This window comes from Massilia sp. HP4 (genome assembly GCF_005222695.1).
GTDB lineage: Bacteria > Pseudomonadota > Gammaproteobacteria > Burkholderiales > Burkholderiaceae_D > Telluria.
Window position 1 is genome coordinate 1 of sequence record NZ_STGG01000044.1, and the last position, 24,828, is coordinate 24,828.

Here is a 24,828-nt window from a genome sequence, read left to right on the forward strand (position 1 = left end):
CCGTGATTGGAGCCTGCATGCGCAAGCTGGCTCACTTGTGCTTCGGAGTCATCAACTCCCGCAAGCCATACAACGAAAATTATGCAATGTAGGACTTGACGGGAGAGACGGTATCTACCCGAGCTTGATCGCCAGTCCGGCGATCAGGCTGGCCGCCATGCCGATCGACAGCAGGCCGTGCAAGCCGGTCGAGCCGATCGAGGATGCCTCGGCCGAGTTGTCGCGCTTGAGCGCCATCGCGCGGCCCAGCACCACCGGGCGCAAGAAGCCCCGAATACCCACCAGCAGCATGCCGATGCCGAAGAACAGTTCGCCCTTCAGGCCGTACATGATGCCGTCGAGGAGCTGGGGCACGCCCAGCAGCAGGCCGAAACCGAGCCAGAACAAGCGAAAGCCGAGCGAACGTTTCAACTTGTCGGAAGTCGTCATGAAGATCCTGTAGAAATGAGTCAAATCGAGTTGATCAAATAATACGCAGCGAGTAATCGGTGGCCCGAACGTCCTTGGTCAGGCTGCCGATCGAAATGCGGTCGACACCGGTTTCGGCGATCGCACGCACGGTGTCAATACTGATGCCGCCCGACGCTTCGAGCAGCGCGCGGCCGGCATTGAGCTTTACCGCCTCCACCATGCCTTGCAAGTCGAAGTTGTCGAGCAAGACCGACTTGACGCCGGCATTCAAGGCTTCTTCGAGCTGGGCGATGGTCTCGACCTCGATCTGCACCGGGGCGCCGGAATTGAGATCCGCCGCTGCCTTCAGTGCGGCCGACACGCCACCAGCCGCCGCGATATGGTTTTCCTTGATCAGGATGCCGTCATACAGCGCCATGCGCTGGTTCTTGCCGCCGCCGACGCGCACCGCATATTTTTGCGCCAGCCGCAGGCCGGGCAAGGTCTTGCGGGTGTCGAGGATTGCGGCCCTGGTGCCGGCGATGACGTCGACGTAGCGCCGGGTGGCCGTGGCCACGCCCGACAGCAGCTGCATGAAGTTCAACGCGCCCCGTTCGGCGGTGAGCAGCGAACGCGGATTGGCGCGAATGGTGCACACGGCCGAATCGGCCGTCATCAGGTCGCCCTCGGCATAGTGCCACTCGATCTCGGTGTCCTGGTCGACGGCCAGCATCAGCCCTTCGAACCAGGGCGCGCCGCACAGCACCGCCGCTTCGCGCACGATCACGCGGGCCGTGACACGGGTGTCGTCCGGCACCAGCATGCCGGTCAGGTCGCCGGTGCCGACGTCTTCCAGCAACGCGGCCAGGATGTTCTGCTCGAAGGATGCCTGCAGCTTGTCGTCGAAGTGGGCGTGGGGGTTCTTCAATGTGGTCATGCCGGTCCTACTCCCGAGAACATCGGGGCATTGTTTTCCAGTTTGCCGGTCGGCAGCGCCTTGGCGCGCCTGGCGGCTGCGAAATCGAGCATGCGGTCGATCGAGCGCTTGGCCTGCAGGCCGATAGCTGGATCGACATGCACCTGGTTGGCGCCGGATTCGAGCACCTCGGCCAAGTTGCGCAAGCCGTTCATCGCCATCCACGGGCAATGCGCGCAGCTCTTGCAGGTCGCGCTGTTGCCGGCGGTCGGCGCCTCGATGAAGGTTTTACCGGGCGCCGCCATCTTCATCTTGTGCAGGATGCCGTTGTCGGTCGCGACGATGAAGTGGGTCGCGTCCATGGTCTGGGCCGCGTTGATCAGCTGGGTGGTCGAGCCCACCGCGTCGGCCTGGGCCACGACGTTGGCCGGCGACTCCGGGTGCACCAGCACTTTCGCATTCGGGTATTCGGCCTTGAGCAGGTCGAGCTCGATGCCCTTGAATTCGTCATGCACCAGGCAGGAGCCCTGCCACAGCAGCATGTCGGCGCCGGTCTTGGCCTGGATGTAGGAACCCAGGTGGCGGTCGGGCGCCCACAGGATCTTCTTGCCCTGGGCGTGCAGCTCGGCCACGATGTCCAGGCCGATCGACGAGGTCACCATCCAGTCGGCGCGCGCCTTCACGGCGGCGCTGGTATTGGCATACACCACCACGGTGCGGTCCGGATGCTGGTCGCAGAAGGCGGCGAATTCGTCGGCCGGGCAGCCCAGGTCGAGCGAACAGGTCGCGTCGAGGTCGGGCATCAGGATGGTTTTCTCGGGGCTGAGGATCTTGGCGGTCTCGCCCATGAAGCGCACGCCGGCCACCACCAGGGTCTGGGCCGCGTGGTCGCGGCCGAAGCGCGCCATCTCGAGCGAATCCGAGACGCAGCCGCCGGTTTCCTCGGCCAGGTCTTGCAGGTCGGCGTCTACATAGTAGTGGGCCACCAGCACGGCGCCCTTCTCTTTCAACAGGCGCCGGATGCGGTCCTTCAGTTCGGCGCGCTCGGCATTCTGGAGCGCGCCCGGGACTTTCGCCCAGGCCTCGGCGGTGCAGGCCAGGCCGGCCTGGGGCCGGTCGTATTCATAGGTCTTGATCGGTACGGTTACTGCGTTCATGCTCGCGTGTCTCCTCGCGCTGGCGGGGCCCGTGCCCCGCCGAATCAACTCATTCGACCGGTCAGTCGATGCCCTGGCTGCGCAGGTATTCTTCGTAGTTGCCCTGGAAATCGACCACGTCGTTCTCGCGGATCTCGATCACGCGGGTGGCCAGCGAAGACACGAACTCACGGTCGTGCGACACGAAGATCAGGGTGCCGGCGTACTTGTCGAGCGCGATGTTGAGCGACTCGATCGATTCCATGTCCATGTGGTTGGTCGGCTCGTCGAGCAGCATCACATTGTGACGGCCCAGCATGAGCTTGCCGTACATCATGCGGCCCTTTTCGCCACCCGACAGCACCTTGACCGACTTCTTGACTTCGTCGCCGCCGAACAGCAGGCGGCCCAGGATCGAACGCACGGCCTGGTCGTCGTCGCCCTCTTGCGTCCAGCGGCCCATCCAGTCGGTGAGCGTCTCGCCGCTGGCGAATTCCTCGGTCGGATCCTGCGGCATATAGCCCGGATTGGCGTTCTCGGCCCACTTCACGCGGCCGCTGTCCGGCTGAAGGCCGCACAGGTCGCCGCCAATCGTGCGCAGCAACGTGGTTTTACCCGCGCCGTTGGCGCCGATGATGGCGATGCGCTCGCCCGCCTCGACCATGATCGAGAAATTCTTGAACAGCTGGCGATCGTAGGCTTTCGAGATGTTCTCGGCTTCCACCGCCAGGCGGTGCAGCTTCTTCTCGCCCTCGAAGCGCACGAAGGGATAGGCGCGCGAGGAGGGTTTGAACTCTTCGATCTTGATCTTGTCGATCTGCTTGGCGCGCGAGGTCGCCTGGCGTGCCTTGGACTTGTTGGCCGAGAAGCGGCGCACGAAGTCCTGCAGTTCGGCGACTTTTTCCTTGGCCTTGGCGTTGTTCGCCAGCTGCTGGTTGCGGGCCTGGGTCGAGGCCAGCATATAGTCGTCGTAGTTGCCCGGATAGACCTTCAGCGTGCCGTAGTCCATGTCGGCCACGTGGGTGCACACCTGGTTCAGGAAGTGGCGATCGTGGGAAATGATGATCATGGTGGAGTTACGCTCGTTGAGCATATTCTCGAGCCAGCGGATCGTGTTGATGTCCAGGTTATTGGTCGGTTCGTCGAGCAGCAGGATGTCTGGATTCGAGAACAGGGCCTGGGCCAGCAGCACGCGCAGCTTCCAGCCCGGCGCCACGGCGCTCATCGGACCCTGGTGCAGGTCGGTGCCGATTTCCAGGCCCAGCAGCAGTTCGCCGGCGCGCGCCTCGGCCGAATAGCCGTCGTATTCGGCGACTTTGCCTTCGAGCTCGGCGGCTTTCATGTAATCGTCGTCGGTCGCTTCCGGATTGGCGTAGATCGCATCGCGTTCGGCGATCGCGTTCCACAGTTCGGTGTGGCCCATCATGACGACGTCCAGCACGCGCACGTCTTCATACGCGAACTGGTCCTGGCGCAGTTTACCCAGGCGCTCACCCGGATCGAGGCTGACGTTGCCGGCAGACGGTTCGAGGTCGCCGCCCAGGATCTTCATGAAGGTCGACTTGCCGCAGCCGTTGGCGCCGATCAGGCCATAGCGGTTGCCTTCGCCAAATTTGACGGAAATGTTCTCGAACAGCGGCTTGGCGCCGAATTGCATCGTGATATTGGCTGTGGATAGCACTGTATTACCCCAAAAAGCATATTTGATTAACCGGCTATTTTACCATTCCACGTCGCAGGCGGCGAATGGGCATGGATTCCCGACAGCGATGCCTCAGGCGCGGCGCAGGGTCGGATAGTCGGACAAGGTCAAGGTGAAGCCGTCGGCGCCGGACACCAGGTGCCCCTGGGCGCCGAACGGAATGGTGACGCGGCGGTCGATGTGGCCGAAGGACAGGCCCGTCAGGATCGGCAGCGGCAAGCTCTGGCGCAGGTAGGCCAGCATGGTGTCGAAGTCATAACCGTTGTCGAGCGGGCCCAGGCGGTAGCCCGAGAAATCGCCCAGCACCACGGCCTGCTGGCGCTCCAGCACGCCGGACTGCAGAAGCTGCAGCAGCATGCGTTCTACCCGGTACGGGTGTTCGCCGATGTCTTCCAGCCACAGGATGCCGCCGTCGATACGCGGAAAGTATGGCGTGCCAACCAGCGAGGAGATCATGGCCAGGTTGCCGCCCCAGACGGTGCCGCGCAGGTCGAGCGCTGGATTGCCGGCGGCGCGCTCCGCGATCGTGTGGGTGGGGCCGGCCAGGCAGGCCCAGAAATCGTCGAGCGTGAACGCCACCTGGTCGATGGCGCCGAAATCGCCCGCCACCATCGGTCCGGCGTAGCTCAGGCCGCCCGCCTTCGCCATCAGGCCCATGTGCAGTGCCGTCACATCGGAAAAGCCGACCACGATCTTGCCGCTGGCGGCGATCGCCTCGAAATCGATGGCTGGCAGCAGCCGGCTCAGGCCGTAGCCGCCGCGCAGCGCGACAATCAGGTGCACATCCGGATCGGCCGCCGCGGCATGCAACTGCTCGAGCCGGGCGGTATCGGTGCCGCCAAAGCGCTGGTGGGTGCAGCTGTGATCGTAGTAACTACGTACCAGGAAGCCCTGCTCCTCGAAGCGTGTGATGGCACGCTCGAGCGCCGATGGGTCGGAAATACAGCCGGCGGGCGCCACGATGGCGATGCCGAGTCGGGAAATGGTCACTGTTTGACGAAGAGCCGGGGTGTGGAATTTGGCAACATCTTACCCCGCGCATGGGAGTCGATCAAGGCAAGGATGCGCTCGACCAGTTGCGGCGGCAAGTCGTGGCCCATGCCCTCGATGATTTCCAGGCGCGCGCCGGTAATATGGCCGGCGATATCCTGCCCGCAAGCCATGGGCAGCAACGAGTCGGCGGCGCCATGGATGACGAGGGTTGGCGCCGTGATCGCGGGCAAGTGCGCGCTGCGGTCGCCGGCGGCCAGCAGCGCCAGCATCTGCCGCGCACTGCCGCTGGGGCAATAGCAACGCCGCATGGAGCGCGTGACCCGCTTGCGCAACTGCTTGTCGGGCGTCGGATACGAGGGACTGCCCAGCTCGCGCAGCAGGCCGACGGCATGGTCGATCACGCTATCGAGCCTGGCTGGATCGGCGGGATGGCTGGCCAGGGCCTTGCGCACCCTGGCGCACGGCCCTGGCAGGCCGCGCCGGCCGCTGGTGGCCATGACGGCGGTCAGGCTCAATACCCGTTGCGGATCGCGGATGGCCAGGTGCTGGGCGACGAGCCCGCCGAGCGCCGAGACGCCGACCAGGTGGGCCCGGGCAACGCCCAGCGCCGACAGCACGCCGAGCGCGTCGGCCGCCATATCGTCGATGCCATAGGGGGTGCGCAGCGGCCAGCCGACGGCAGCCTTGAGCCGCGCCAATGTCAGGCTGGGTGCGCCGGCGTGGTCGAACTTGGTCGACAGGCCGCTGTCGCGGTGGTCGAAGCGGATGACGTAGAAGCCGAGTTCGACCAGGCCTTCGACGACTTCGTCGGGCCAGTCGGTGAGCTGCATGCCGAGGCCGTGGATGAGCAGGAGCGGCGCGGCTTTCGGGTCGCCCGCGGTGTCGAAGGCGATGCGCAGTCCGTTGGCGTTGAGGGTAGGCATGACGGCGAGTCTGGAGCGCGTAGTGTGGCGCCGGATCGGCGCCGATGCTGTTTCTCGATTCAGTTCCTATGGCAGGACGGCCGCGCCAAGGCAGCGACTTGAAATCAGCATAACACTTTAATGGCGCGCATGGTGTCCCGCCTGAAGGACTGTGGCTAGCCAGCCGCCGGCTTGCGCGCCGCGCTCCTGCGCTCGACAAAAAATGCCTTGAGCATGGCGCTCGCTTCGGGCGCCATGACGCCGCCGACCACCTGGGTATGGTGGTTCAGCTTCTGTTCGTCGAACAGGTTCACGACCGAGCCGCAGGCGCCGGTCTTGGGATCGGTGGCGGCGTACACCACCTTGGCCAGGCGCGCATGCATCATCGCCCCCGAGCACATGATGCAGGGCTCCAGCGTGACGTATAGCTCGCAACCCGGCAAGCGGTAATTGCCCAGCTTTTCGGCGGCCGCGCGCAAGGCCACGATCTCGGCGTGGGCGGTCGGGTCATGGCCGCTGATCGGCTGGTTGAAGCCGGTCGCGATGACCTCGCCATCCTTGACCACGACCGCACCCACCGGTACCTCGCCCCGGTCCCACGCCAATTGCGCCTGGGCCAGGGCGAGCGCCATATAGGCCTCGGCCTGCGGATCGGCCTGCAGCGCGACCTCGACGACGGTATCGGGCGCAGGGACCGCTGCAGACGTCGGATCCGGCATCATTCCGTGATCTCGGCCCAGCAGTTCGGGGTCTCGTGCAGCACCAGCTTGTGCAGGCGCAGGCCGGTGCCGTAGCGGTCGATGAACACCGCCTTGAGGATGTCGAACGCCACCCTGGCCAGGTTCTCGACGGTTGGGATACGGTCGATCACGACCGTCTTGTGGTCGGGCAGCGACGACAGGAAAGCCAATACCTTGTCATCCTTTTCGTACACCAGGAAGGCGTGATCCCACACGTCGACCAGATGCTGTTTTGCCAGCGCCTTGACGTCCGAGAAGTCCATGATCATGCCGTTGTCGGAATTGCCATCGGAATCGATCACCTCTCCTGTCAGAGTAATCTCAAGGGTATAGCGGTGCCCGTGCAGGTTGCGGCACTGGCTCTTGTGGTCGGGAATCCGGTGTCCGGCATCGAACTCGAGCTTGCGGGTAATGGTCAACATTGCTGCGTGTGGATCCTGTTAAGGAATCTGAAGGAGTTTATGGGTCTGGAGGCTGAGCTTCCACTTCGGGTTGGCGCGGCAGGTCTCGATCGCCAGGCGGATATTCTGCGCCGCCAGCGGGCCGTCCATGGCTTGCACAAAATAGTGCTCGAAATCGAGCGCTTCATAGGCGGCCAGGTCTTGCCCGAGCTGCGGGATGACCACCTTGATCTCGCTGCCCTGATGGACGACCAGCGTCGAACCCATCTTTGGGCTGACGCAGATCCAGTCCACGCCTTCTGGCACCGGCAGGGTGCCATTGGTCTCGATCGCGATGGTGAAGCCGCGCGCATGCATGGCGTCGATCAGCGGACGGTCGAGCTGGAGCAACGGTTCGCCGCCGGTGAATACGACATATTTACTGGCCGGATAGCTGGTCGGCCACAGGCTGTCGATCTCGGCCGCCAGCAAGTCGGCTTCCTTGAACTTGCCGCCACGCTCGCCGTCGGTGCCGACGAAATCGGTGTCGCAGAACTGGCAGACGGAGCTCAGGCGGTCGGCTTCGCGCCCGGTCCACAGGTTGCAGCCCGAAAAGCGGCAGAACACGGCCGGCCGGCCCGCATGGGCGCCCTCGCCCTGCAAGGTATAGAAGATCTCTTTGATGCTGTAAGTCACGTTAAGCCTCTCGTCAACCTTCCATTATAGCGCGCCGGAACCCACCTCGCCGAAGGTTGTGGCCGTTCCACAAACTGTCCGGCATGGCGGCTGCTTGAGAATAGACAATATTCCTACAGTGACTGGGCGGTAATGTCCTACGGAACATTCTGAATCGCGTATGAGGGCTGCCATGACGAAATCTTCGTTTTTCCTAGTTGTCCTGCCCGTGCTTGTCCATGCCGAGGCAAGCCAGGCCCATGTAATGGTGCCGCTCCCCTTGCGCGGCGCGCCGCCCGAGGTGCTGGCCTGCGCGATGGTTACGCTGGCCGCCCTGGCGCTGGCGTATATCGGCCTGCGCCGCAGCGTGGCGCACGACGAGCGCGCCCTCGCCCTGCAGCATCAACTGGCGGCCGAACGCGAGGCGCGCCGCCAGTCCGACCAGTCGCTGGCCGACAACCACGACGTCCTGTGCCGCCTGGTGCGCCAGCACGAAGGCGTGCGTGAAGGCGAGCGGACCCGGATCGGCTATGAGCTGCAGGCCGAACTGGGCCGCCGGCTATTGAGTTTGCGCAATGAGATGGCGAGCCTGCACGAGGGTACCGAGGCCGCGCCCGCCCTCGCCGCCAGGCTCGACTGCGCGCTGCGCAATATCGACGGTGCGATCGATGCGGTGCGCGCCGTCGCCGGCGGCCTGCGTGGCGCCAATCCGGCCGATGGCCTGCGCCAGGCGCTGGAGCGTTGCCTGGCCGAGCATGCCGACCGCCATGGCCTGCGCTACCGCTTCGAGGCCGGGATCGATCCCGGCGCGCGCGCCGGCCACGACCGCGCGGCGCGCCTGGCCGTGTTCCGGGTGCTGCAGGACGTGCTGGCCGGCGCCGCGCGCAAGATTGGCGACGAACAGGAGCGTGAACTGCACGTACGCCTGCTCGAAGGCGCCGGCACGCTCGGACTGGAGATCGACGGCTGCGCCTGCACCGTGGACGACATGTCCGCCTTGCCGGTCGAGCTGGTCGACCAGATCCGCGCCATGGGCGGCGTGCTGCGCATGGTCGCCACCGCCGAACGGCGCGTGCGCTGGTTGCTGTCGGTGCCGGTCGGCGCCTGCCCGCCCGGCACGCCCAGGATCATGGCGGAGGCCGCATAGCAGCCCGACCGTTGCGAAATTCCACCTCGCCATTGTCCTTGCTGAAAATCAATGGCTCGAACCTGCGCAGGCAGCAGAATCGGTCCCTAGCGGCAAGCCACCGCTTGTCGCTACCCGATAACGCAAGCACACGCAGAGGACGGCTCATGAGCTCACCCAGCACCGGCACAGCCCCGACAGCCCTGGTCCAGGACGTCGCCTTCGTGGGTCAGCTAATGGAAAGCCTGTCGGTGCCGGTGTTCGTGCTCGACACCGATGCCCGCGTCATGATCTGGAACCGTGCCTGCGAACAGCTCACCGGGGTGCCTGCGCCGGAAGTGCTCGGCACGGGCGACCATTGGCGCAGCTTCTATGAAGTCCAGCGCCCTACCCTGGCCGATATGGTGCTCAAGGGCCGGCGCGACGAGCCCCGCCCAGCGCGGCCGCGCGGCTTGACCGCCGATGCCGACGCCCTCAGCCCCCTGGCCCTGTCGATCGAGAGCTGGTGCGATATGCCGCGCGCCGGCCGGCGGCGCTACCTGGCGGCCGACGCCAGCCCGATCTTCAATGCGCAAGGACGGCTGTCGGCGGTCGTGGAAACCCTGCGCGACCTGACCGACGAAAAAATGGCCCAGATCGCGCTCGAGCAGCTGGCCACGCGCGATGGCCTGACGGGCCTGGCCAACCGGCGCTGCTTCGACGATACCCTGCATGCGGAATGGAACCGCGCGCTGCGCCAGATGCAGCCGCTGTCGCTCCTGATGGTCGACGTCGACAACTTCAAGGCCTATAACGACGCCCACGGCCACCTGGGCGGCGATGAATGCCTGAAAAGGGTGGCGCGCGCCGTGGCCAGCGAGATGCGCGCCAACGACCTGGTGGCGCGCTACGGCGGCGAGGAGTTCGCCGTGATCCTGCCCAACCAGTCGCTAAAAGGCGCGGCCATCGTGGCCGAGCGCATCCGCTGCCGGGTCGAGCAGCTGCAACTGCCGTGCCGCTTCGCCGCCGGCCATGTGACGGTGTCGATCGGCGCCGCCACGGCGATTGCCGGTCCGGACAACCACGCCAGCCAGCTGGTCGCGATCGCCGACGCCGCCCTGTACCGCGCCAAGCACCTGGGCCGCAACCGCATCAGCCTGCCGATGACGGAAGCCGCGTAAACACGCCCCAGCGCCCGTACTTCCACGGCTGTTCATTCCTTGGCGGATAGACTATCCTTCGCGATTGTCTATTTCCCAAGGAGACATCGTGTTTTATTCGACCCTGTCGCGCACCACGCTCGCGACATTGATTTCCGGCGTGCTGCTGGCCAGCGCGGCCCCTGCCGCTGCCCCTGCCGCTGCCCCGGCGGCCAAGGCGGCTTCGGCCGACGTCCTCCCGTTCAAGGCGACCGAAAAGCTGCTGCCCAACGGCCTCAAGGTGATCGTGGTGCCGACCGGCTTCCCGAACCTGGTCTCGGTCCACATCCCGGTGCAGACCGGTTCGCGCAACGAGGTCGAGCCGGGCAAGTCGGGCTTCGCCCACTTCTTCGAGCACATGATGTTCCGCGGGACGCCGACCTACCCGCCGCAAAAATACCAGGAAGTGATCACGAAGGCCGGCGCGCGCCAGAACGCGTATACCAGCGACGACCTCACCAACTACTACACCACCTTCGCCAAGGAGGACCTGGAAACGGTGCTGAAGGTCGAGGCGGACCGCTTCCAGCACCTGTCGTATCCGGTCGAGGCCTTCAAGACCGAATCGCGCGCCGTGCTGGGCGAATACAACAAGAACAGCGCGAACCCGATGTCGAAGCTGTTCGAGGTGCAGCGCGACGCCGCCTACACCACCCACACCTACAAGCACACCACGATGGGCTTCCTCAAGGACATCGAGGACATGCCCAACCAGTACGATTATTCGAAGGTCTTCTTCGACCGCTGGTACCGCCCCGAAAAGACCACGATCATCATCGCCGGCGACGTCGAGCCGGCGAAGGCGATCGCCATGGTCGAGAAATACTGGTCGTCCTGGCGGCGCGGCACCTTCAAGTCGAATGTGCCGGTCGAACCGGCGCCGCGCGGCGCCCAGTACCGCCACGTGGCCTGGCAGACCCCGACCCTGCCGCTGGTGACGGTCGCCTACCGCGCCCCGAGCTTCGTCGCCCGGCAGAAGGAACAGGCGGCGCTGTCGATGGCGCTGTCGCTGGGTTTCGGCCGCACCTCGCCGCTCTACAAGCGCCTGGTGCAGGACCAGCAAAAGGTCGACCAGCTGTTCGACTTCACCCCGAACCGGGTCGACCCGACCCTGGCCACGATCGGCGCGCGAGTGAAAAACCCGGCTGATGCACTGATGGTGCGCGACGCCATCCTGCAGACGGTCGCCAGGCTGCGCGACGAACCGGTCGGCAGCCAGGAACTGGAAGCTGCCAAGTCGGCCCAGAAGTATGGCCTGATCCGCTCGCTCGATAACACCGAGGCGATTGCCTCGACCCTGGCGTCGTTCGTGCACTTCGAACGCTCCTACGGCACCCTGAACGGCTACTACCGGGCGATCGACAGCCTCACCCCGGCCGACCTGCAGGCCGCGGCCCGTAAATACCTGGTCGACGACAGCATGGTGGTCACCACCCTGTCACACGACGCGCTGCCGAAGGGCATCGAGCAGTTGCCGAAGCTGGCCTCGTTTGCCCCGCAAGCGAGCGACGCCACGTTCGACGTGCTGGTGCAGAAATCGAGCCTGCCGCAGATCCGCTTCAAGCTGCTGTTCGCTGCGGGCTCGAGCCACGATCCGAAGGGCAAGGAAGGCCTGGCCGCCCTGACCGCATCGATGGTGGCGTCGAGCGGTTCGCGCGAGCGCAAGATCGACGAAGTGACCAAGGCGCTGTTCCCGATCGCCGGCAGCTTTGTCGAGCAGACCGACAAGGAGATGACGACCTTCACCGGCGCCATCCACAAGGACAACTGGGACCAGTTCCTCGGCATCGCCATGCCGCTGTTGACCGAGCCGGGTTTCCGAGAGGAGGACTTCCGCCGCCTGAAGGACGCCCAGCGTAATGCGCTGGTGCTGGACCTGAAGGACAATAACGAAGAGGAGTTCGGCAAGGAGAGGCTACAAGCGCGCGTGTTCGCCGGCACCGGCTACGGACACCCGGTGCTGGGCACCGTGGCCGGCATCGACGCCATCACCCTCGACGACGTGAAAGCCTTCTATGCCAAAGCCTATACCCGCGGCGCCGTGAAGGTCGGCATCTCGGGCGATGTGTCGGCCGCGATGACGGCCTCGCTCAAGGCCCAGCTGGCGCGCCTGCCCCAAGGGCCCGGCCTGCCGGCGACGGGCGTGCCGAAGGGTGCCATGCCGAACGGCCTGCAGGTCGAGATCGTCGAGAAGAACACCCGCGCCACCGCCATCTCGTTCGGCCTGCCGCTGGAAGTGACGCGCAAGCACCCGGATTTCGCCGCCCTGTGGCTGGCCAAGACCTGGCTCGGCGAGCATCGTTCCTCGAGCGCCCACCTGTACCAGCGCATCCGCGAAGAGCGCGGCATGAACTATGGCGACTACGCGTATATCGAAGCGTTCCCGCGCGGGATGTTCCAGTTCTTCCCGAACCCGAACCTGGGCCGCAAGGCGCAGCTGTTCGAGGTCTGGATCCGTCCGGTGGCGCCGCAGAACGGCCACTTCGCGCTGCGCCTGGCGCTGCACGAGCTGGGCAAGATGGTCGACGGCGGCATTGACCAGGCCGATTTCGAGACTACCCGCGATTACCTGATGAAGAATGTGTTCGTGATGACCGCGACCCAGGACCAGCAGCTGGGCTATGCCCTCGATTCAGCGTGGTATGGCACGCCGGAGTTCACGACCATGATGCGCGACGCGCTGTCGAAGCTGAGCGCGGCCGACGTCAATGCGGCGATCAAGCGACACCTGTCGGCCAGGAACCTGTCGGTGGTGATCATCACCAAGGACGCGGCCGGTCTCAAGCAGGCGCTGGTAAGCGACGCCTTCTCGCCGATCAAGTACGACGCCAACAAGCCACAGGCCTTGCTGGACGAGGACCAGCAGATCGGGTCGATGAAGTTGGGTATCAAGCCGGAGGCGGTGACGATCACGCCGGCGGCCGAGGTGTTTGCCAAATAAGCAGCTGCAAAAGGCTGTTCCCGCCTGCGCGGGGAGTCGTTACTGCCAGTGGCAGTAACGACGTGCCTGATGCGACTCCGTGAGCGCGAAGTTATCGCAACTCAAGGAGTTTGCTTTGACGACCTTATCGCATCATGCGATCCCAACCGTGACGAACGGCCGATTTCATCTTCTCCCACGTCGACTGCTCGCCCGGATAACGGGTATCCCAGTCGCTACGCAGGTCGCCCTCGACATCGTTCCACGGACGGCCGCGATACTTCTCGTTGAGCGCCATCTCGGAACCGTAGCTGTAGGCCGGACGGTATTCGTCGTAGGCGCCGCCAGTGGCGCCGTACACCGAATTCCAGTGATTGCGGTAATAGGCGTCGTTATCGCCATCCGTCATCCGATCCCAACCGCGACGCACGGCGGACTTCATCTTGTCCCAGGTCGAAGGACCGCCATCGCCCGGATACCGGCGGTCCCAGTCGCTGCGCAGGTCGGTCTCGACCGCGTCCCAGCTGCGGCCACGGTACTGGTCGTTGCGCGCCATCTCCGAGCCGTAGCTGTAGGCCGGGCGATATTCGTCGTACGAACCGCCGGCCGCGCCATAGGTCGAGTCCCAGTGGTTGCGGTAGTAGACGTCGTCGTCGTTGTCGTCGGTCATGCGGTCCCAGCCGTGACGCACGGCGTTCTTGACGCGTTCCCAGGCCGATGGCTCGCTGGTGTCGCTGCCGGTGGTGCTGAAGTCGCGGGTGCCGTCGATGCGGTTGTCCCAGCCGGTGCGCAGCGAACCCTCGACATCGTCCCATGGCTTGTCGCGATACAGCTCGCTGCGGCGCATCTCGCTGCCGTAGGAGTAAGCCGGTTTCAGCTCCTCGAACCGGGTGCCGCTGGAGGCATAGGTGCTGTCGTAGTGGCTGCGATAGACGTCGTCGTCATCGTCGCGCGTCATGCGTTCCCAGCCGTGGCGCACCGCGGCCTTCATTTTTTCCCAGGTCGACGGTTCGCTGCCGGTGGCATGGCGGCTATCCCAGTCGCTGTGCAGGTCGGTCTCGATATCGTCCCAGGCGCGGTTGGTGTAGCGGCCGCTCCTGGCGGCTTCGCTGCCATAGCTATAGGCCGGCAGGTAGTCGTCATAGGCCGCGCCGGTGGCGCCGTAGGTGGTGTTGAAATGGTTGCGGTAATAGCTGTCGTCGTCGTCGTAGGCGGCCGATCCGGCGCCCAGGCCCAGCGCCGGATTGGACTGGCCGGACTGGCCGCGCGAGTAGATCCGCACGCCGCTGCGCTGCTTGTCCAGGTTCGAGCTGCCGCCCGACAGCGAACCGGCCTGGCCGGCCTGCGTATCGCGCTGCAGCGAATCGCTGCGGATCGAGCCTTCCAGGGCCGAACCCTGGATCGACGAGCCGGCTGCTGCCGCGCCGAGCGAGCTGCCGGCCAGCGGGCTGGCGCCGGCCGCCGACGGGGTCGAGCCGCGATTCGCGCCCTGGGTGGCGATGCGGTCGTTGTCCAGCTGCGCGCTGCCGGCCGCCAGGCCGCCTTGCTGGCTGCCTTCGAGCGGCGAATTCTGGATCGGGTCGTCGCGCAGGGTCGAGCTTTGCAGCGAGGTACCGCCGGTGGCGGTCAGGCCGCTATTGCCCATCGATTCCTGGTGGGTGCCGCCCACGGTCTGGCCCTGGTTCACCGAACCTTGCTGGAACAGTTCGCGGTCGCCCGGATTGTCGAGCTTCGGCGTCGAGGCCGCCTGGGCATTGCCGAGCGAGCCGGACTGGGCCGACATCGACGACGATTGCTGCATGCCGGCATTGCTGCCCATGCGCATGGCGCCGGCGCTGATGCCGCCCAGCGCCACGTCTGGCGTGCCGGTAGCGTTCTCGTCGATATCGGTCGGGCCGTAGCGCTCGACGATGTCGGCGGCGCGCTCGACCTCGGGCAGCGAGTCGGCGACCAGCGTCAGCACGTGGTGGCCACGGGTCACGGCGCCCTCGTAGCGACTAACGTGTTCGGCATTGTCCGAACCGAACAGGTCGCTGAAGAAGTTCTTGATGCTGGCGGTGATGCCGGTATCGCCATCGGGGCTGCGTTCGGTATCGAGGTCGGAATGGCCGGAGATGCTGTCGGTCTGGCCGGTCGGGTCGGCATTGGACAGGCGGACATCGGTACGGGTAAAGCCCGAGGACAGCAGTTCGTTCATCGCATTCTGCGCATCGGTGCGGTTGTCGAACACCGCGACAAGTGTATGTTGCATGGTCGTTCCTCCGAAAAGTGGGGTACTGGCGCTGGCGACGACGGTGCCGCTCGATTGCGCTTTGTTGTCAAGATTACTCCAATACTGCTGGGGCTCGCGCACCATTGACCGTTGGAAAAATCTTGTCGGAGGAGTACGAAACTGGGCGTGGGAGACAGGCTGTATTGCTGTGTAGGCGGGGGACGACAGGATAAAAAAAAGGCCGGGCATGGGAGCCCGACCGGTGAGGTATCGAAGCCGCGCGGCGGGAGTCAGTCGAAGGGATTATCGATAGTCGTGACCGCGGGTGGCGGCAGCTCGTCCGGCAGCTCGCGCGCCTCGAGCGCGGCCACGATCTCGCCCAGCAGCGCGTGCAGGCGGCGCGCCCGCTCGAGGCCCGGCACATCGGCCGTCAGGTCGACGTCGCCCGAAATGGTGATGCGGTCGACGCGGTTCTCCAGCATCAGGTCGCCGATGCCGGCAACGTCGGCTTCATTGGCGAAAGGCGTGAATGGGGCGGGTTTCTTCTTGCTCATGATGTTCCTTTACGATCGGTTCTTGCGCTGCTTGATCTTCGGCAGGCGTAGCATGCGTTCCTTTTCCCTGGTCGACAGCGACGGCAACAGCTCGATACCGACGATGCGTTCCAGCTCGGCCACCGGTACCACATTGATCGGCGCACCAGCGCGGTTCTCGGTGAACCAGGCGGCCGCCAGCTTCTGGCGCGGACTGTACACCACCTTGTACATATGGCTCGGCACAATCACATTGCCGACCTTCTTGAGGCTGGACCCCAGGAAGGCCGGTCCGGTAATCACGTACAACTCCCCTTCCTTCCTGGCCATGGTGCGCACGGCGCCTTCGATCGGGGCCCAGATGTGGCGGTTATGGTCGCGGTCTTGCGGCACCATATTGGCCAGCGAAAAACTCTCGCGCTGGGTGCGGCGGTCGGGCATATTGGCGTTGGGCGCCAGGTGGCCGCGGTCGAAGCCGCTGCGCGCGTAGTCTGACAGCTCGGCACGCTGGCCGCGCGGCAGGCGTTGCTCGGCGTGGAATTTGTCGTCGCGGTCCAGGCCCTGGGCCCGCTTGAGGTTATCGGCGCGTACGTGCTCGGCCGACCACAGCGGGGTGCGGGTCACGCCCGAGTGCACGACGCCGAACACGCCATAGCACAGTTCGCGGGTAGCGGCGGCCAGTTTCTGGTTGCGGATCTCGGGCGCGCGGCCATCGAGGTAGTGGACCGGGCAACTGGCGGCCTGGACCGCGCCGGCGGCAAAAAGGGCGCCGGCGACGGCGATGCGGGCGAGTATGCGACCCAGGGTGGAACGAAGCATGATGGAAACGCCATGGTGAAAAGACCGGGCATTTTAGCTGAGCATGTACTCCTGGGCATATTTAGTCAGGATAAATGGGTGCGCACGATTGACTGAGCAGTTCCTCGTGGAATGTTTTAAAATTGTCGCTTTCTCAATATGATTTTCCGTTTGGGAAACAAGCATCTCACGAATGACCCACCCCCCGATTCCGGAGGATCTACGCCGTTTCGTCCTGACGAGCATCCCCTCCGTGCCCTTTTTGGAAGCCTTGTTGCTGCTGCGCGCCGATCCGAGCCAGCAGTGGGAGAGCGCGATGCTGGCGAGCCGGCTGTATATCCGAGAGCGGGTCGCGAGCGAGCTGCTGGCAGACCTGTGCACCGGGGGGATCGCCCGTTCCGGCGATCCGCCCGCAGCGCACTGCTACCGCTACGATCCGGTCGACGTCGCCTTGCGCGATCGCATCGACCGCCTTGCCGAGCTGTATGCGAGACAGTTGGTCGATGTCACCCACCTGATCCATTCGAGTCTCGAGCGCCAGGCCCAGCAGTTCGCGGACGCATTCCGCCTGCGCAAGGACGAAGAAAGGTAGTGCGCGATGATAGGCTGTATGCAGTAAAGTAAATACAATCATGCGGGCGCCATGCGCCGTACAAGAATAATGAGCATTTCCTTCGGGACCTTGTGATATGGGCGAAGTGATCTATACCCTCTGCATGCTGACCTCGCTGACCTGCGCCGTGCTGCTGCTTGCCAGCTACCGGCGCACGCGCTACCGCCTCCTGTTCTGGAGCGGCGCCTGCTTCACGGGCATGACCCTGAATAACCTCTTGCTGTTACTGGACAAGGTCGTGTTCCCGACCCAGGTCGACCTGCTGCCGTGGCGTCTCGCCAGCGCGCTGGTGGCCTGTCTGCTGCTGCTGTACGGCCTGATCTACGAGAAGGAATGAGGCGATGACCCATCTGCTGGCGGGCGCCATCGCCATGGCTTCCTTGATCATCGCCCTGTTCTTCTTGCGCTTCTGGCGCGCCAGCGGCGACCGTTTCTTTCTGTATTTCGCCCTCTCGTTCGCGATCGAGGGGCTGCACCGCGTGTATGCGGCGATGCGCGACAGCGGCGGCGAGGATTCGCCGCTGCACTACCTGATTCGCCTGCTGGCCTATGGCCTGATCCTGTGGGCGATCCTTGAAAAGAACCTGCCGCGCAAGAAGCGCAGGCCGTGAGCGCACGCCAAGCGGCGGGCTGCTTGGCGTGCGCCCGGCGCGGGTGGGCTGCGCCATAATCGGGCCACGTCAAACAATCCATGGAGGTCGGCATGAGCACTCCCGAACAATCAGACCGCAAGCAAGGTGCCCCGGTTCCCGCCGGTGGCCAGGACCAGCGGTCCGACAATCTGCTGCCGGGCGACGAAGGCTTTGAAGACGGCCGCTTCGACGTGGCCGAAGAAGTCAGCCTCGACCAGCATTCGGCCGAAGCGCGCCGCATCGGCCAGGCGCCATCGCAGGGCATCGCCGACGCGCTTCCCGAGTCGCTCAAGACACCGGTGCCGTCGCAGCAGGTGCCTGACAAGCCCTGATATTGCCCGCCGCCGCGCCAGGAAAGCGCAAAATCGTTGACAGGATTCCGTGACACATTTAGATTGCCGAAATAACCATGTTGACGGATATTCCACACCTTGACTGACACCACGGCCAGCGGCAGCCAGAGAAGCGTTCTGTTCATCTGCAAGCGCGCGATCGACGACCCGATCGTCGACCAGGTATCGCGCGAACTCGACCAGGTCATCGTGCGGGCCTCGTCGGCGGCCGAAGGCCTGGCCCAGGCCCGCGCGGGCGATTTCGCGCTGATCCTGGTCGGTTACGCGGGCAATGAGCAAGCGATGATCGAGACGATCCGCGCGGTGCGCGCCAACGAGCGCTCGAGCCGCACCCCGGTGGTGGCGATCGGCCTGGCCCAACCCCTGCCCTTCGCCCAGGAACTGCTGTACGAGGCCGGCGCCATCGCGGTGCTGACCGAGCCGCTGTCGCCCACCATCCTGCGTGCCAAGGCGCGCTTCTACATCGACGCCTTCAACAGCCAGCTCGAACGGCACCGCGCCGAGGCCGAGTTGCGCCGCATGGCGGCCGACCTGTCCGAGGCCAACCGCCTCAAGACCGAATTCCTGGCCACGCTGGCGCACGAGCTGCGCAATCCGCTGGCGCCGATCCGCAGCGGCCTGCAGTTCATCCGCCGCTCGCCGGGCGACATGGAAGCCGTGACCCGGGTACACGACATCATGGAGCGCCAGCTCGACCACCTGGTGAGCCTGGTCGACGACCTGCTCGACGTGGCCCGCATTACGCGCGGCCAGGTCGAGCTGCGCCGCGAGCGGGTCGACCTGGCGACGATCCTGGCGGCTGCGGCCGAGACCAGCATGCCGCTGATCGAGGCCGCGCGCCACAGCTTCGACCTGCGCCTGCCGCTCGAGGCCCTGGTGCTCGGGGCCGACCCGACCCGCCTGACCCAGGTCGTGAGCAATCTTCTCAATAATGCGGCGCGCTACACACCCAAGGGCGGCAGCATCGCGCTGGCGGCCGCGCGCGATGGCGACCAGGCGGTAGTGACGGTGTCGGACAACGGCATCGGCATCGCGCCCGAGGCGCTGGACGAGGTGTTTCGCATGTTCACCCAGGTCGGCCAGGCCCAACAGCCGGGCTCCGGCGGCCTCGGGATCGGCCTGTCGCTGGTGCGCAGCCTGGTCGAGCTGCATGGCGGCAGCGTGAGCGCCGCCAGCGCCGGCACCAATGCCGGCAGCGTGTTCACGGTGCGCCTGCCTCTCGCGGCCGACTCCTTGCCGGCGTCGAGCGCGGATACGCCAGCGGCCGAGGCAGTGGACGCCGCGGTGCCGGGACGCAGCGTGCTGGTGGTGGACGACAACCGCGACGCGGCCGAGACCCTGGCCGCGCTGCTGAACATGATGGGCCACCGCGCGCCCGTCGCCAACGACGGCCGCCAGGCGTTGCGCATGCTGCCGAGCCTGATGCCAGACGTCGTGTTCCTCGACCTGGGCATGCCGGGCATGTCGGGCTACGAAGTGGCGGCGGCGATCAGGCAGGATGCGCGGCTGGCCGGGATCCGGCTGGTGGCGCTGACGGGATGGGGTGGCGAGGCGGACCGCGCGAAGACCAGGGCGGCGGGGTTTGACGAGCACCTGACCAAGCCGGCGACGGTCGAGGCGATCGAGGACGTGCTCAGGCGGGTGCGACGCTGACGATGGTTGCCCGTGGGGTGGGCGGAAAGCCGGCCACCCCACATTCAGGCCGGGATCAACCGGTGATCAGCCGACTTGCGCCACCGGCAGCGTCTCCTGCACATGCGCCGCTTCCTGGCCGGCAGCGAAGAAACGCTCGACCTTGTTGCCCGGCACGGCGCTGCCGATCAGCTCGTGCATGCGGCTGGCGGTCAGGTCCCACGAGGTGCCGGCCACCACTTCGCGCATCCGCTTTGCCATGGCCTGGCGTGCATCGTCGCCCAGCGCCAGCTGGCGTTCGCAGGCGGCGATGAAGTCGGCGTGCGATTCGGCGATTTCGACCACGTCGCCATATGGCACACGCACGTCGGTGATCGGGGTCGAGACCGACGGCAGCTCGGCCGCCATGTATTCGAGCACCTTGGTCGGGCTGATGAACTTGGTCGAATCGTTCATCGCGAACGGCAGCAGGCAGACGTCCCAGCCAGCCAGGAACTTCGGCAGCTGGTCATAGGTGCGCTGGCCCATGTAGTGAACGTTCGGCTGCTTCGGCAGGGTCGCCGGATCGATCTTGACGACCGGGCCGACCAGCACGATCTGCCATTCAGGATGGGCGTCGGCCATGCTCGAGACCAGGTCGACGTCGAAGCGCTCGTCGATCACGCCGTAGAAACCCAGGCGCGGGTGCGGGATGTGGGCCTGCTCCGGATGCGACAGGTCGCGGTCGAGGGCCTGGCGGAAGTGCCTGGCGTCGACGCTGCTCGAGAAGCAGTGGGCGTTGGCGTGGCGGTCGCGCTTGGACTGGTAGAGGCTCGGGCCGCCGGTGAACACGACGTCGGCGATGTTCAGCAGTGCGCTTTCGCGTTGCAGCAGCTGCTTCGGCGCATTCTTGAACATGGCCAGTTCGTCCATGCAGTCATAGACCACCTTGGACGGCTTGAACACCTGCAGCAGCGGCAGCGCCATCGGGGTATAGAACCACACGATCGGCGCTTCGTCCGCGGGCACCAGCTTGGCCAGCAGGGTCTGCAGGGTCGGCAACTGGTCGTCGTGGAAGCCGAACTGCTGGATCGGCGTATGCGGACGGCAGACGGTGATGTTCGGAGCGACTTCGGTTTTCTCCAGCCGTGCCTCGCCCTCGGTATGCATCGGTTCTTCGATGAAGAGGATGTTGTAGTGTTCGGCCAGGCGGGTCATCAGGTGCTGGGGACGCTGGAAGACGAAGTCCCAGCGGAGGTGGCAAAACACGATCAGGGTCGGCATGTCGATTTCCTTTCGCCTTGGCGGCGCTCTAGTTGTTGGCAAGGTCAAACAGGGCCGGTTCTTCTCTCTCAAAAGACCGTGGCGGAGCACGGGAACCAGGCCGGACCCCGGAATCGTATCATGCAATTTTCCTAATATTTTCAGTTGTGCAGGGCAACGTTGCAGCGGATGTAACAAATTATTGCTGCGTATTGCTGAGCCTCATAGGGGCAGGCTGACTGGCAGGCAAGTCGCTGTAAGGGGCGTCCTACAGCAATACAGGAAGATCAACTACGAAAAAACGGCAAAAACTTGACGCCGTGCACTGAAATCCTGGGCCGAAACCGCCTGTTTACCGCCCTCGCGGCCAGCAATGCCGGCCACCCGAGGGGGATTGCAATCATGCCGGATGGTAGGGTTCCGGGCCTTGCGCATGGCCGTCCGCACTGAAGCCAGCGGCAACCGACACGCCCTCCAGGCCGAGCGACAGCAGGGCGTCGCATAATTCGTCCACTTCGGCGGTCAGGTCGGCGGCCAGGTCGACCGGCTTCTCGACGCTGCCCCACGGCAGGCCGCCGTCGAGCGCATACAGGTTGGCGCGCAGGACGATGTGTTCGCCCATGTCGAGCGGCGCCACCGCGGCGTGCACCGCGTCCGGCGCCAGGTCCTTGGCCGCCAGCAGGCGCTTGGCCTCGGCCAGCACGCCCAGCGTCGCCAGTTCGGCCACGCCCTGCTCCTTGGCGCCATAGAACAGGTCCTGGTACAGGAAGCTCAGCTCCAGGCGTTCCGGGTCGCGCGCCAGCACGCGCGCCACCAGCGGGGCAGCGCTCTCGGTCCAGGCGCGGTAGCGTTCCATCCGGGCCGCGAAATAGGCGTCGCTGGCCGCTTCGTCGTTCGGCACCCGGTAGAACGGATCGTCGGCGCGCTTGAGCGAAAACCCGAGCAGGAAGCGCAGCTCGAGCGCGGTCTCGTCGGGCGCCACCGGTTCGCCGGTCCAGCCGCGCATGCTGGCCTCGATGGCCGGCGCCGGCTGCAGCTTCTTGTCCAGCAGCGAAGCGGCGGCCTCGCGCAGCATCTGGTGCAGCGTGCCGTAGGCCACATGGTCGATTTCGGCCAGGTCGTAGGCATGCTGCAGCAGCACCACTTTCGCGCCCTTGCTGTCAAGGCCCTGGGCCTGGAAGCTGGCCGCCAACCCCTCGAAGGCCGCTTCGTCCTGGAAGGTCTCGCGCGCATCGAGGCCGCCCTGGCTGCGCACGAACAGCGGCACCAGGAAGGCGTCGATCTCGTATTCGGGGCCATCGTCGCGCCGGATGCGCAAGGTGGCCGCTTCTTCTTCGATGCGCCCGCGCAGCAGGCGGCAGGCCAGCGGGTCGGTGTAGCGCGCCAGTTCGATCGCCTCGTACAGCACCTCGTCGTGCTTCTTGCGGATGGCCTTGCGCACCAGGCCGGCCAGGGCCTCCGCTTGTTCGCCGCCCTGCGCCGCATCGTCCTCGCGCTCGGCGATCTCGAGCGCCATATCGGCCATCAGCCGGGCCTGGGCATCGGTGTCGGGTTCGCGCGTATTGTTCGAGGTGCGGGGTACGGGGCGCTTGTTCTTCGGCATATCGTGAGAAATTCTTGAAAGATGGATGATCGTGCCGGCATGGTAACACCGCGCACGGGCAATGGCGGCCCGCGTGGCGCGGCGGCCCTGCAGGCGCCCGGCCCCGGTGTTATGCTTCGGGCAAAAAACACCCCCTGAAAGCCCTCGATGCTCGAAAAAATCTTCAAACTCAGCGAGAACAACACCACCATCCGCACCGAGATGATCGCCGGGCTGACCACCTTCCTGACGATGGTCTACATCATCTTCGTCAATCCCTCGATCCTGGGCGACGCCGGCATGCCGAAGGAATCGGTATTCGTTGCCACCTGCCTGGTGGCTGCCGGCGGCACCGCCATCATGGGCCTGTACGCCAACTACCCGATTGCGATGGCGCCCGGCATGGGCCTGAACGCCTATTTCGCCTACGCCGTGGTGCTCGGCATGGGCATCCCATGGCAGGCGGCGCTGGGCGCCGTATTCATCTCGGGCTGCCTGTTCATCCTGGTCACCATGGTCGGCCTGCGCGCCATGATCGTGGACGGCATCCCGCGCTCGATGCGCGTTGCGATCACGGTTGGCCTGGGCATGTTCCTGGCCCTGATCGCCCTCAAGAACGCCGGCATCGTGGTCGCCAACGAGGCCACCCTGGTCAAGGCCGGCGACCTGCACCAGCCGGCGGCGATCATGGCCGTCGTCGGCTTCTTCGCCATCGTCGCGCTCGACCGCCTGCGCGTGCGCGGCGCGATCCTGATCGGCATCGTGCTGGTCACGGTGCTCAGCTTCTTCTTTGGCGGGAACACCTACCAGGGCCTGTTTTCAAAGCCGCCGTCGATCGAACCGACCCTGTTCCAGCTCGATATCCCGGGCGCGCTGGCGGCCGGCATCCTGAACGTGGTGCTGGTGTTCTTCCTGGTCGAGCTGTTCGACGCCACCGGCACCCTGATGGGCGTGGCGCGCCGCGCCGGCCTGCTGGTCGAGGGCAAGATGGATAGGCTCAACAAGGCGCTGCTGGCCGACAGCGGCGCCATCGTCGCCGGCAGCGTGCTGGGCACCTCGAGCACCACCGCCTATCTCGAAAGCGCGTCCGGCGTGCAGGCTGGCGGCCGCACGGGCCTCACGGCCCTGACGGTGGCGGCGCTGTTCCTGGCCTGCCTGTTCATCGCCCCGCTGGCGGCCGTGGTGCCGCCCTACGCCACCGCGCCGGCGCTGCTGTTCGTGGCTTGCCTGATGCTGTCTGACCTCGGCGACGTCGAATGGGGCGACAGTACCGAGAGCATCCCGGCCGCCGTCACGGCGCTGGGCATGCCGTTCACCTATTCGATCGCCGAGGGCATCGCCTTCGGCTTCATCAGTTATGCGGTGCTCAAGCTGCTGACCGGCCGCGCGCGCGAAGTCAAGCCGGTGGTGTGGGTGATCGCGGCGCTGTTCGCTTTCAAGATCGTCTACGTGGGTACCTGAGGCATTCAAAAAGGCGCTGTCACCGTTAAATATGGATGAGTATTGAACTGTTGAGCTGCCCAGCGGTCCCACTCCTGGTATCCATCATGGGAGGGGATCGTGAAAGCGCCCAAGTTCATGAAGCTGTTCGCGCAACTGCCGTCCTTGAACCAGCCACAGCGGTTGCAGGTGCTCGCCGCCCTGCATCCGGCAGCCGGGCTCGACCGCGTAATCGCCCTCATCGCCGAGATTCGCGCGCCAGGCCGCCGCTGCCCGGATTGTGCCTGCGAGCGCTGCCATCGCCATGGGCAGGCCAATGACTTGCAACGGTTCCGTTGCTGCCAATGCGGCCGTACCTTCAACGACCTGACCGGCACGCCACTGGCGCGGCTCAGGCACAAAGGCAAGTGGCTTGATTATCTGGGCGCGCTACTCGATTCGCGCACGGTGCGCAGCGCAGCCAGGCAGGTCGGCGTCCACCGCAACACCACCTTTCGCTGGCGTCACCGTTTTCTTCACTGGGTCAAGTACGACCGGCCGCGGCAGCTGACCGGCATCGTCGAAGCAGACGAAACCTTCCTGCTCGAATCGCAAAAGGGTTCACGCAAACTCGACCGCAAACCGCGCAAGCGCGGCGGCAAGGCGGCCTTGCGCGGCCTCTCACACCACCTCGACTGCATCCTGGTAGCACGCGACCGTAGCGGGCAGACCATCGACGCCGTCACCGGCCGCG

24 protein-coding genes are annotated in these 24,828 nt (G+C 65.4%); 10 read left to right on the top strand and 14 right to left on the bottom strand.

Annotated elements, in window-relative coordinates:
* Positions 1–114: 114 nt before the first annotated feature.
* The 9 genes from E8M83_RS16790 to queE all read right to left on the bottom strand — a co-directional run bounded on the left by E8M83_RS16790 (position 115) and on the right by queE (position 7,855).
* Entirely contained in the window at positions 115–429 is a 315-nt protein-coding gene (locus tag E8M83_RS16790; RefSeq protein ID WP_137174497.1) for a hypothetical protein, read from the bottom strand.
* 34 nt (positions 430–463) lie between these two features.
* Complete coding sequence (gene nadC / locus E8M83_RS16795; protein ID WP_137174498.1) at positions 464–1,327, bottom strand: carboxylating nicotinate-nucleotide diphosphorylase; 864 nt, start codon at positions 1,325–1,327, stop codon at positions 464–466.
* Positions 1,324–2,463: a quinolinate synthase NadA gene (gene nadA / locus E8M83_RS16800; RefSeq protein WP_137174499.1), complete on the bottom strand. Its 1,140-nt coding sequence runs from the start codon at positions 2,461–2,463 to the stop codon at positions 1,324–1,326. Before nadA ends, nadC begins: the two co-directional genes overlap by 4 nt.
* Before the next feature lie 61 nt (positions 2,464–2,524).
* Positions 2,525–4,123, bottom strand: coding sequence for an ABC-F family ATPase (locus tag E8M83_RS16805; protein ID WP_137174500.1), 1,599 nt, complete (start codon positions 4,121–4,123; stop codon positions 2,525–2,527).
* A 93-nt stretch (positions 4,124–4,216) separates the two neighbouring features.
* Positions 4,217–5,134 carry a muramoyltetrapeptide carboxypeptidase gene (gene ldcA, locus E8M83_RS16810; protein WP_137174501.1) on the bottom strand — a complete coding sequence of 306 codons (918 nt, stop codon included), beginning with the start codon at positions 5,132–5,134 and terminating at the stop codon, positions 4,217–4,219.
* Positions 5,131–6,060, bottom strand: a complete 930-nt coding sequence (locus E8M83_RS16815) for an alpha/beta hydrolase (RefSeq protein WP_137174502.1) — start codon at positions 6,058–6,060, stop codon at positions 5,131–5,133. The genes ldcA and E8M83_RS16815 overlap by 4 nt, the downstream gene beginning before the upstream one ends.
* Before the next feature lie 155 nt (positions 6,061–6,215).
* Positions 6,216–6,761: a tRNA adenosine(34) deaminase TadA gene (tadA, locus tag E8M83_RS16820; RefSeq protein WP_373995056.1), complete on the bottom strand. Its 546-nt coding sequence runs from the start codon at positions 6,759–6,761 to the stop codon at positions 6,216–6,218.
* Entirely contained in the window at positions 6,758–7,201 is a 444-nt protein-coding gene (queD, locus tag E8M83_RS16825; protein ID WP_137174503.1) for a 6-carboxytetrahydropterin synthase QueD, read from the bottom strand. The genes tadA and queD overlap by 4 nt, the downstream gene beginning before the upstream one ends.
* A gap of 18 nt (positions 7,202–7,219) precedes the next feature.
* Entirely contained in the window at positions 7,220–7,855 is a 636-nt protein-coding gene (gene queE, locus E8M83_RS16830) for a 7-carboxy-7-deazaguanine synthase (RefSeq protein ID WP_137174504.1), read from the bottom strand.
* Positions 7,856–8,027: 172 nt separating this feature from the next.
* Between queE and E8M83_RS16835 the strand changes: the two genes are divergently transcribed.
* From E8M83_RS16835 to E8M83_RS16845, 3 genes are all read left to right on the top strand, one after another.
* Entirely contained in the window at positions 8,028–8,981 is a 954-nt protein-coding gene (locus tag E8M83_RS16835) for a hypothetical protein (RefSeq protein WP_170976843.1), read from the top strand.
* Between the two features lie 146 nt (positions 8,982–9,127).
* Positions 9,128–10,120: a diguanylate cyclase gene (locus tag E8M83_RS16840; RefSeq protein WP_137174506.1), complete on the top strand. Its 993-nt coding sequence runs from the start codon at positions 9,128–9,130 to the stop codon at positions 10,118–10,120.
* A gap of 88 nt (positions 10,121–10,208) precedes the next feature.
* The gene (locus E8M83_RS16845) at positions 10,209–13,079 is read left to right on the top strand and encodes a pitrilysin family protein (RefSeq protein ID WP_137174507.1); all 2,871 of its coding nucleotides are present in this window, start codon (positions 10,209–10,211) and stop codon (positions 13,077–13,079) included.
* Between the two features lie 124 nt (positions 13,080–13,203).
* On the opposite strand, the gene E8M83_RS16850 is transcribed toward E8M83_RS16845, so the two are convergent.
* From E8M83_RS16850 to E8M83_RS16860, 3 genes are all read right to left on the bottom strand, one after another.
* Positions 13,204–15,309 carry a hypothetical protein gene (locus E8M83_RS16850; protein WP_137174508.1) on the bottom strand — a complete coding sequence of 702 codons (2,106 nt, stop codon included), beginning with the start codon at positions 15,307–15,309 and terminating at the stop codon, positions 13,204–13,206.
* 251 nt (positions 15,310–15,560) lie between these two features.
* A complete protein-coding gene (locus E8M83_RS16855) occupies positions 15,561–15,824 on the bottom strand; it encodes a hypothetical protein (RefSeq protein ID WP_137174509.1) in 264 nt (87 codons plus the stop codon).
* A 9-nt stretch (positions 15,825–15,833) separates the two neighbouring features.
* Entirely contained in the window at positions 15,834–16,622 is a 789-nt protein-coding gene (locus tag E8M83_RS16860) for a DNA/RNA non-specific endonuclease (protein WP_137174510.1), read from the bottom strand.
* A 232-nt stretch (positions 16,623–16,854) separates the two neighbouring features.
* On the opposite strand from E8M83_RS16860, the gene E8M83_RS16865 reads away from it, so the two are divergent.
* The 5 genes from E8M83_RS16865 (at position 16,855) to E8M83_RS16885 (ending at position 19,852) form a co-directional block, all read left to right on the top strand.
* The gene (locus E8M83_RS16865) at positions 16,855–17,193 is read left to right on the top strand and encodes a hypothetical protein (RefSeq protein ID WP_229491608.1); all 339 of its coding nucleotides are present in this window, start codon (positions 16,855–16,857) and stop codon (positions 17,191–17,193) included.
* Positions 17,194–17,290: 97 nt separating this feature from the next.
* The gene (locus tag E8M83_RS16870) at positions 17,291–17,551 is read left to right on the top strand and encodes a DUF5985 family protein (RefSeq protein ID WP_137174512.1); all 261 of its coding nucleotides are present in this window, start codon (positions 17,291–17,293) and stop codon (positions 17,549–17,551) included.
* Between the two features lie 4 nt (positions 17,552–17,555).
* A complete protein-coding gene (locus E8M83_RS16875; RefSeq protein WP_137174513.1) occupies positions 17,556–17,825 on the top strand; it encodes a DUF5985 family protein in 270 nt (89 codons plus the stop codon).
* Positions 17,826–17,917: 92 nt separating this feature from the next.
* Positions 17,918–18,178, top strand: coding sequence for a hypothetical protein (locus tag E8M83_RS16880; protein WP_137174514.1), 261 nt, complete (start codon positions 17,918–17,920; stop codon positions 18,176–18,178).
* 99 nt (positions 18,179–18,277) lie between these two features.
* On the top strand, positions 18,278–19,852 hold the full coding sequence (locus E8M83_RS16885) for an ATP-binding protein (protein ID WP_229491609.1): 1,575 nt from the start codon (positions 18,278–18,280) through the stop codon (positions 19,850–19,852).
* Positions 19,853–19,918: 66 nt separating this feature from the next.
* Here E8M83_RS16885 and E8M83_RS16890 read toward each other — a convergent pair whose 3' ends face one another.
* Positions 19,919–21,094, bottom strand: a complete 1,176-nt coding sequence (locus E8M83_RS16890) for a glycosyltransferase (RefSeq protein WP_137174516.1) — start codon at positions 21,092–21,094, stop codon at positions 19,919–19,921.
* A 379-nt stretch (positions 21,095–21,473) separates the two neighbouring features.
* Positions 21,474–22,676, bottom strand: a complete 1,203-nt coding sequence (locus E8M83_RS16895) for a hypothetical protein (RefSeq protein ID WP_137174517.1) — start codon at positions 22,674–22,676, stop codon at positions 21,474–21,476.
* 147 nt (positions 22,677–22,823) lie between these two features.
* On the opposite strand from E8M83_RS16895, the gene E8M83_RS16900 reads away from it, so the two are divergent.
* Positions 22,824–24,116 carry an NCS2 family permease gene (locus tag E8M83_RS16900; RefSeq protein ID WP_137174518.1) on the top strand — a complete coding sequence of 431 codons (1,293 nt, stop codon included), beginning with the start codon at positions 22,824–22,826 and terminating at the stop codon, positions 24,114–24,116.
* Positions 24,117–24,215: 99 nt separating this feature from the next.
* Positions 24,216–24,828, top strand: a 613-nt coding sequence (locus tag E8M83_RS16905; RefSeq protein ID WP_137174519.1) for an IS1595 family transposase, incomplete at its 3' end; no start/stop codon positions are given.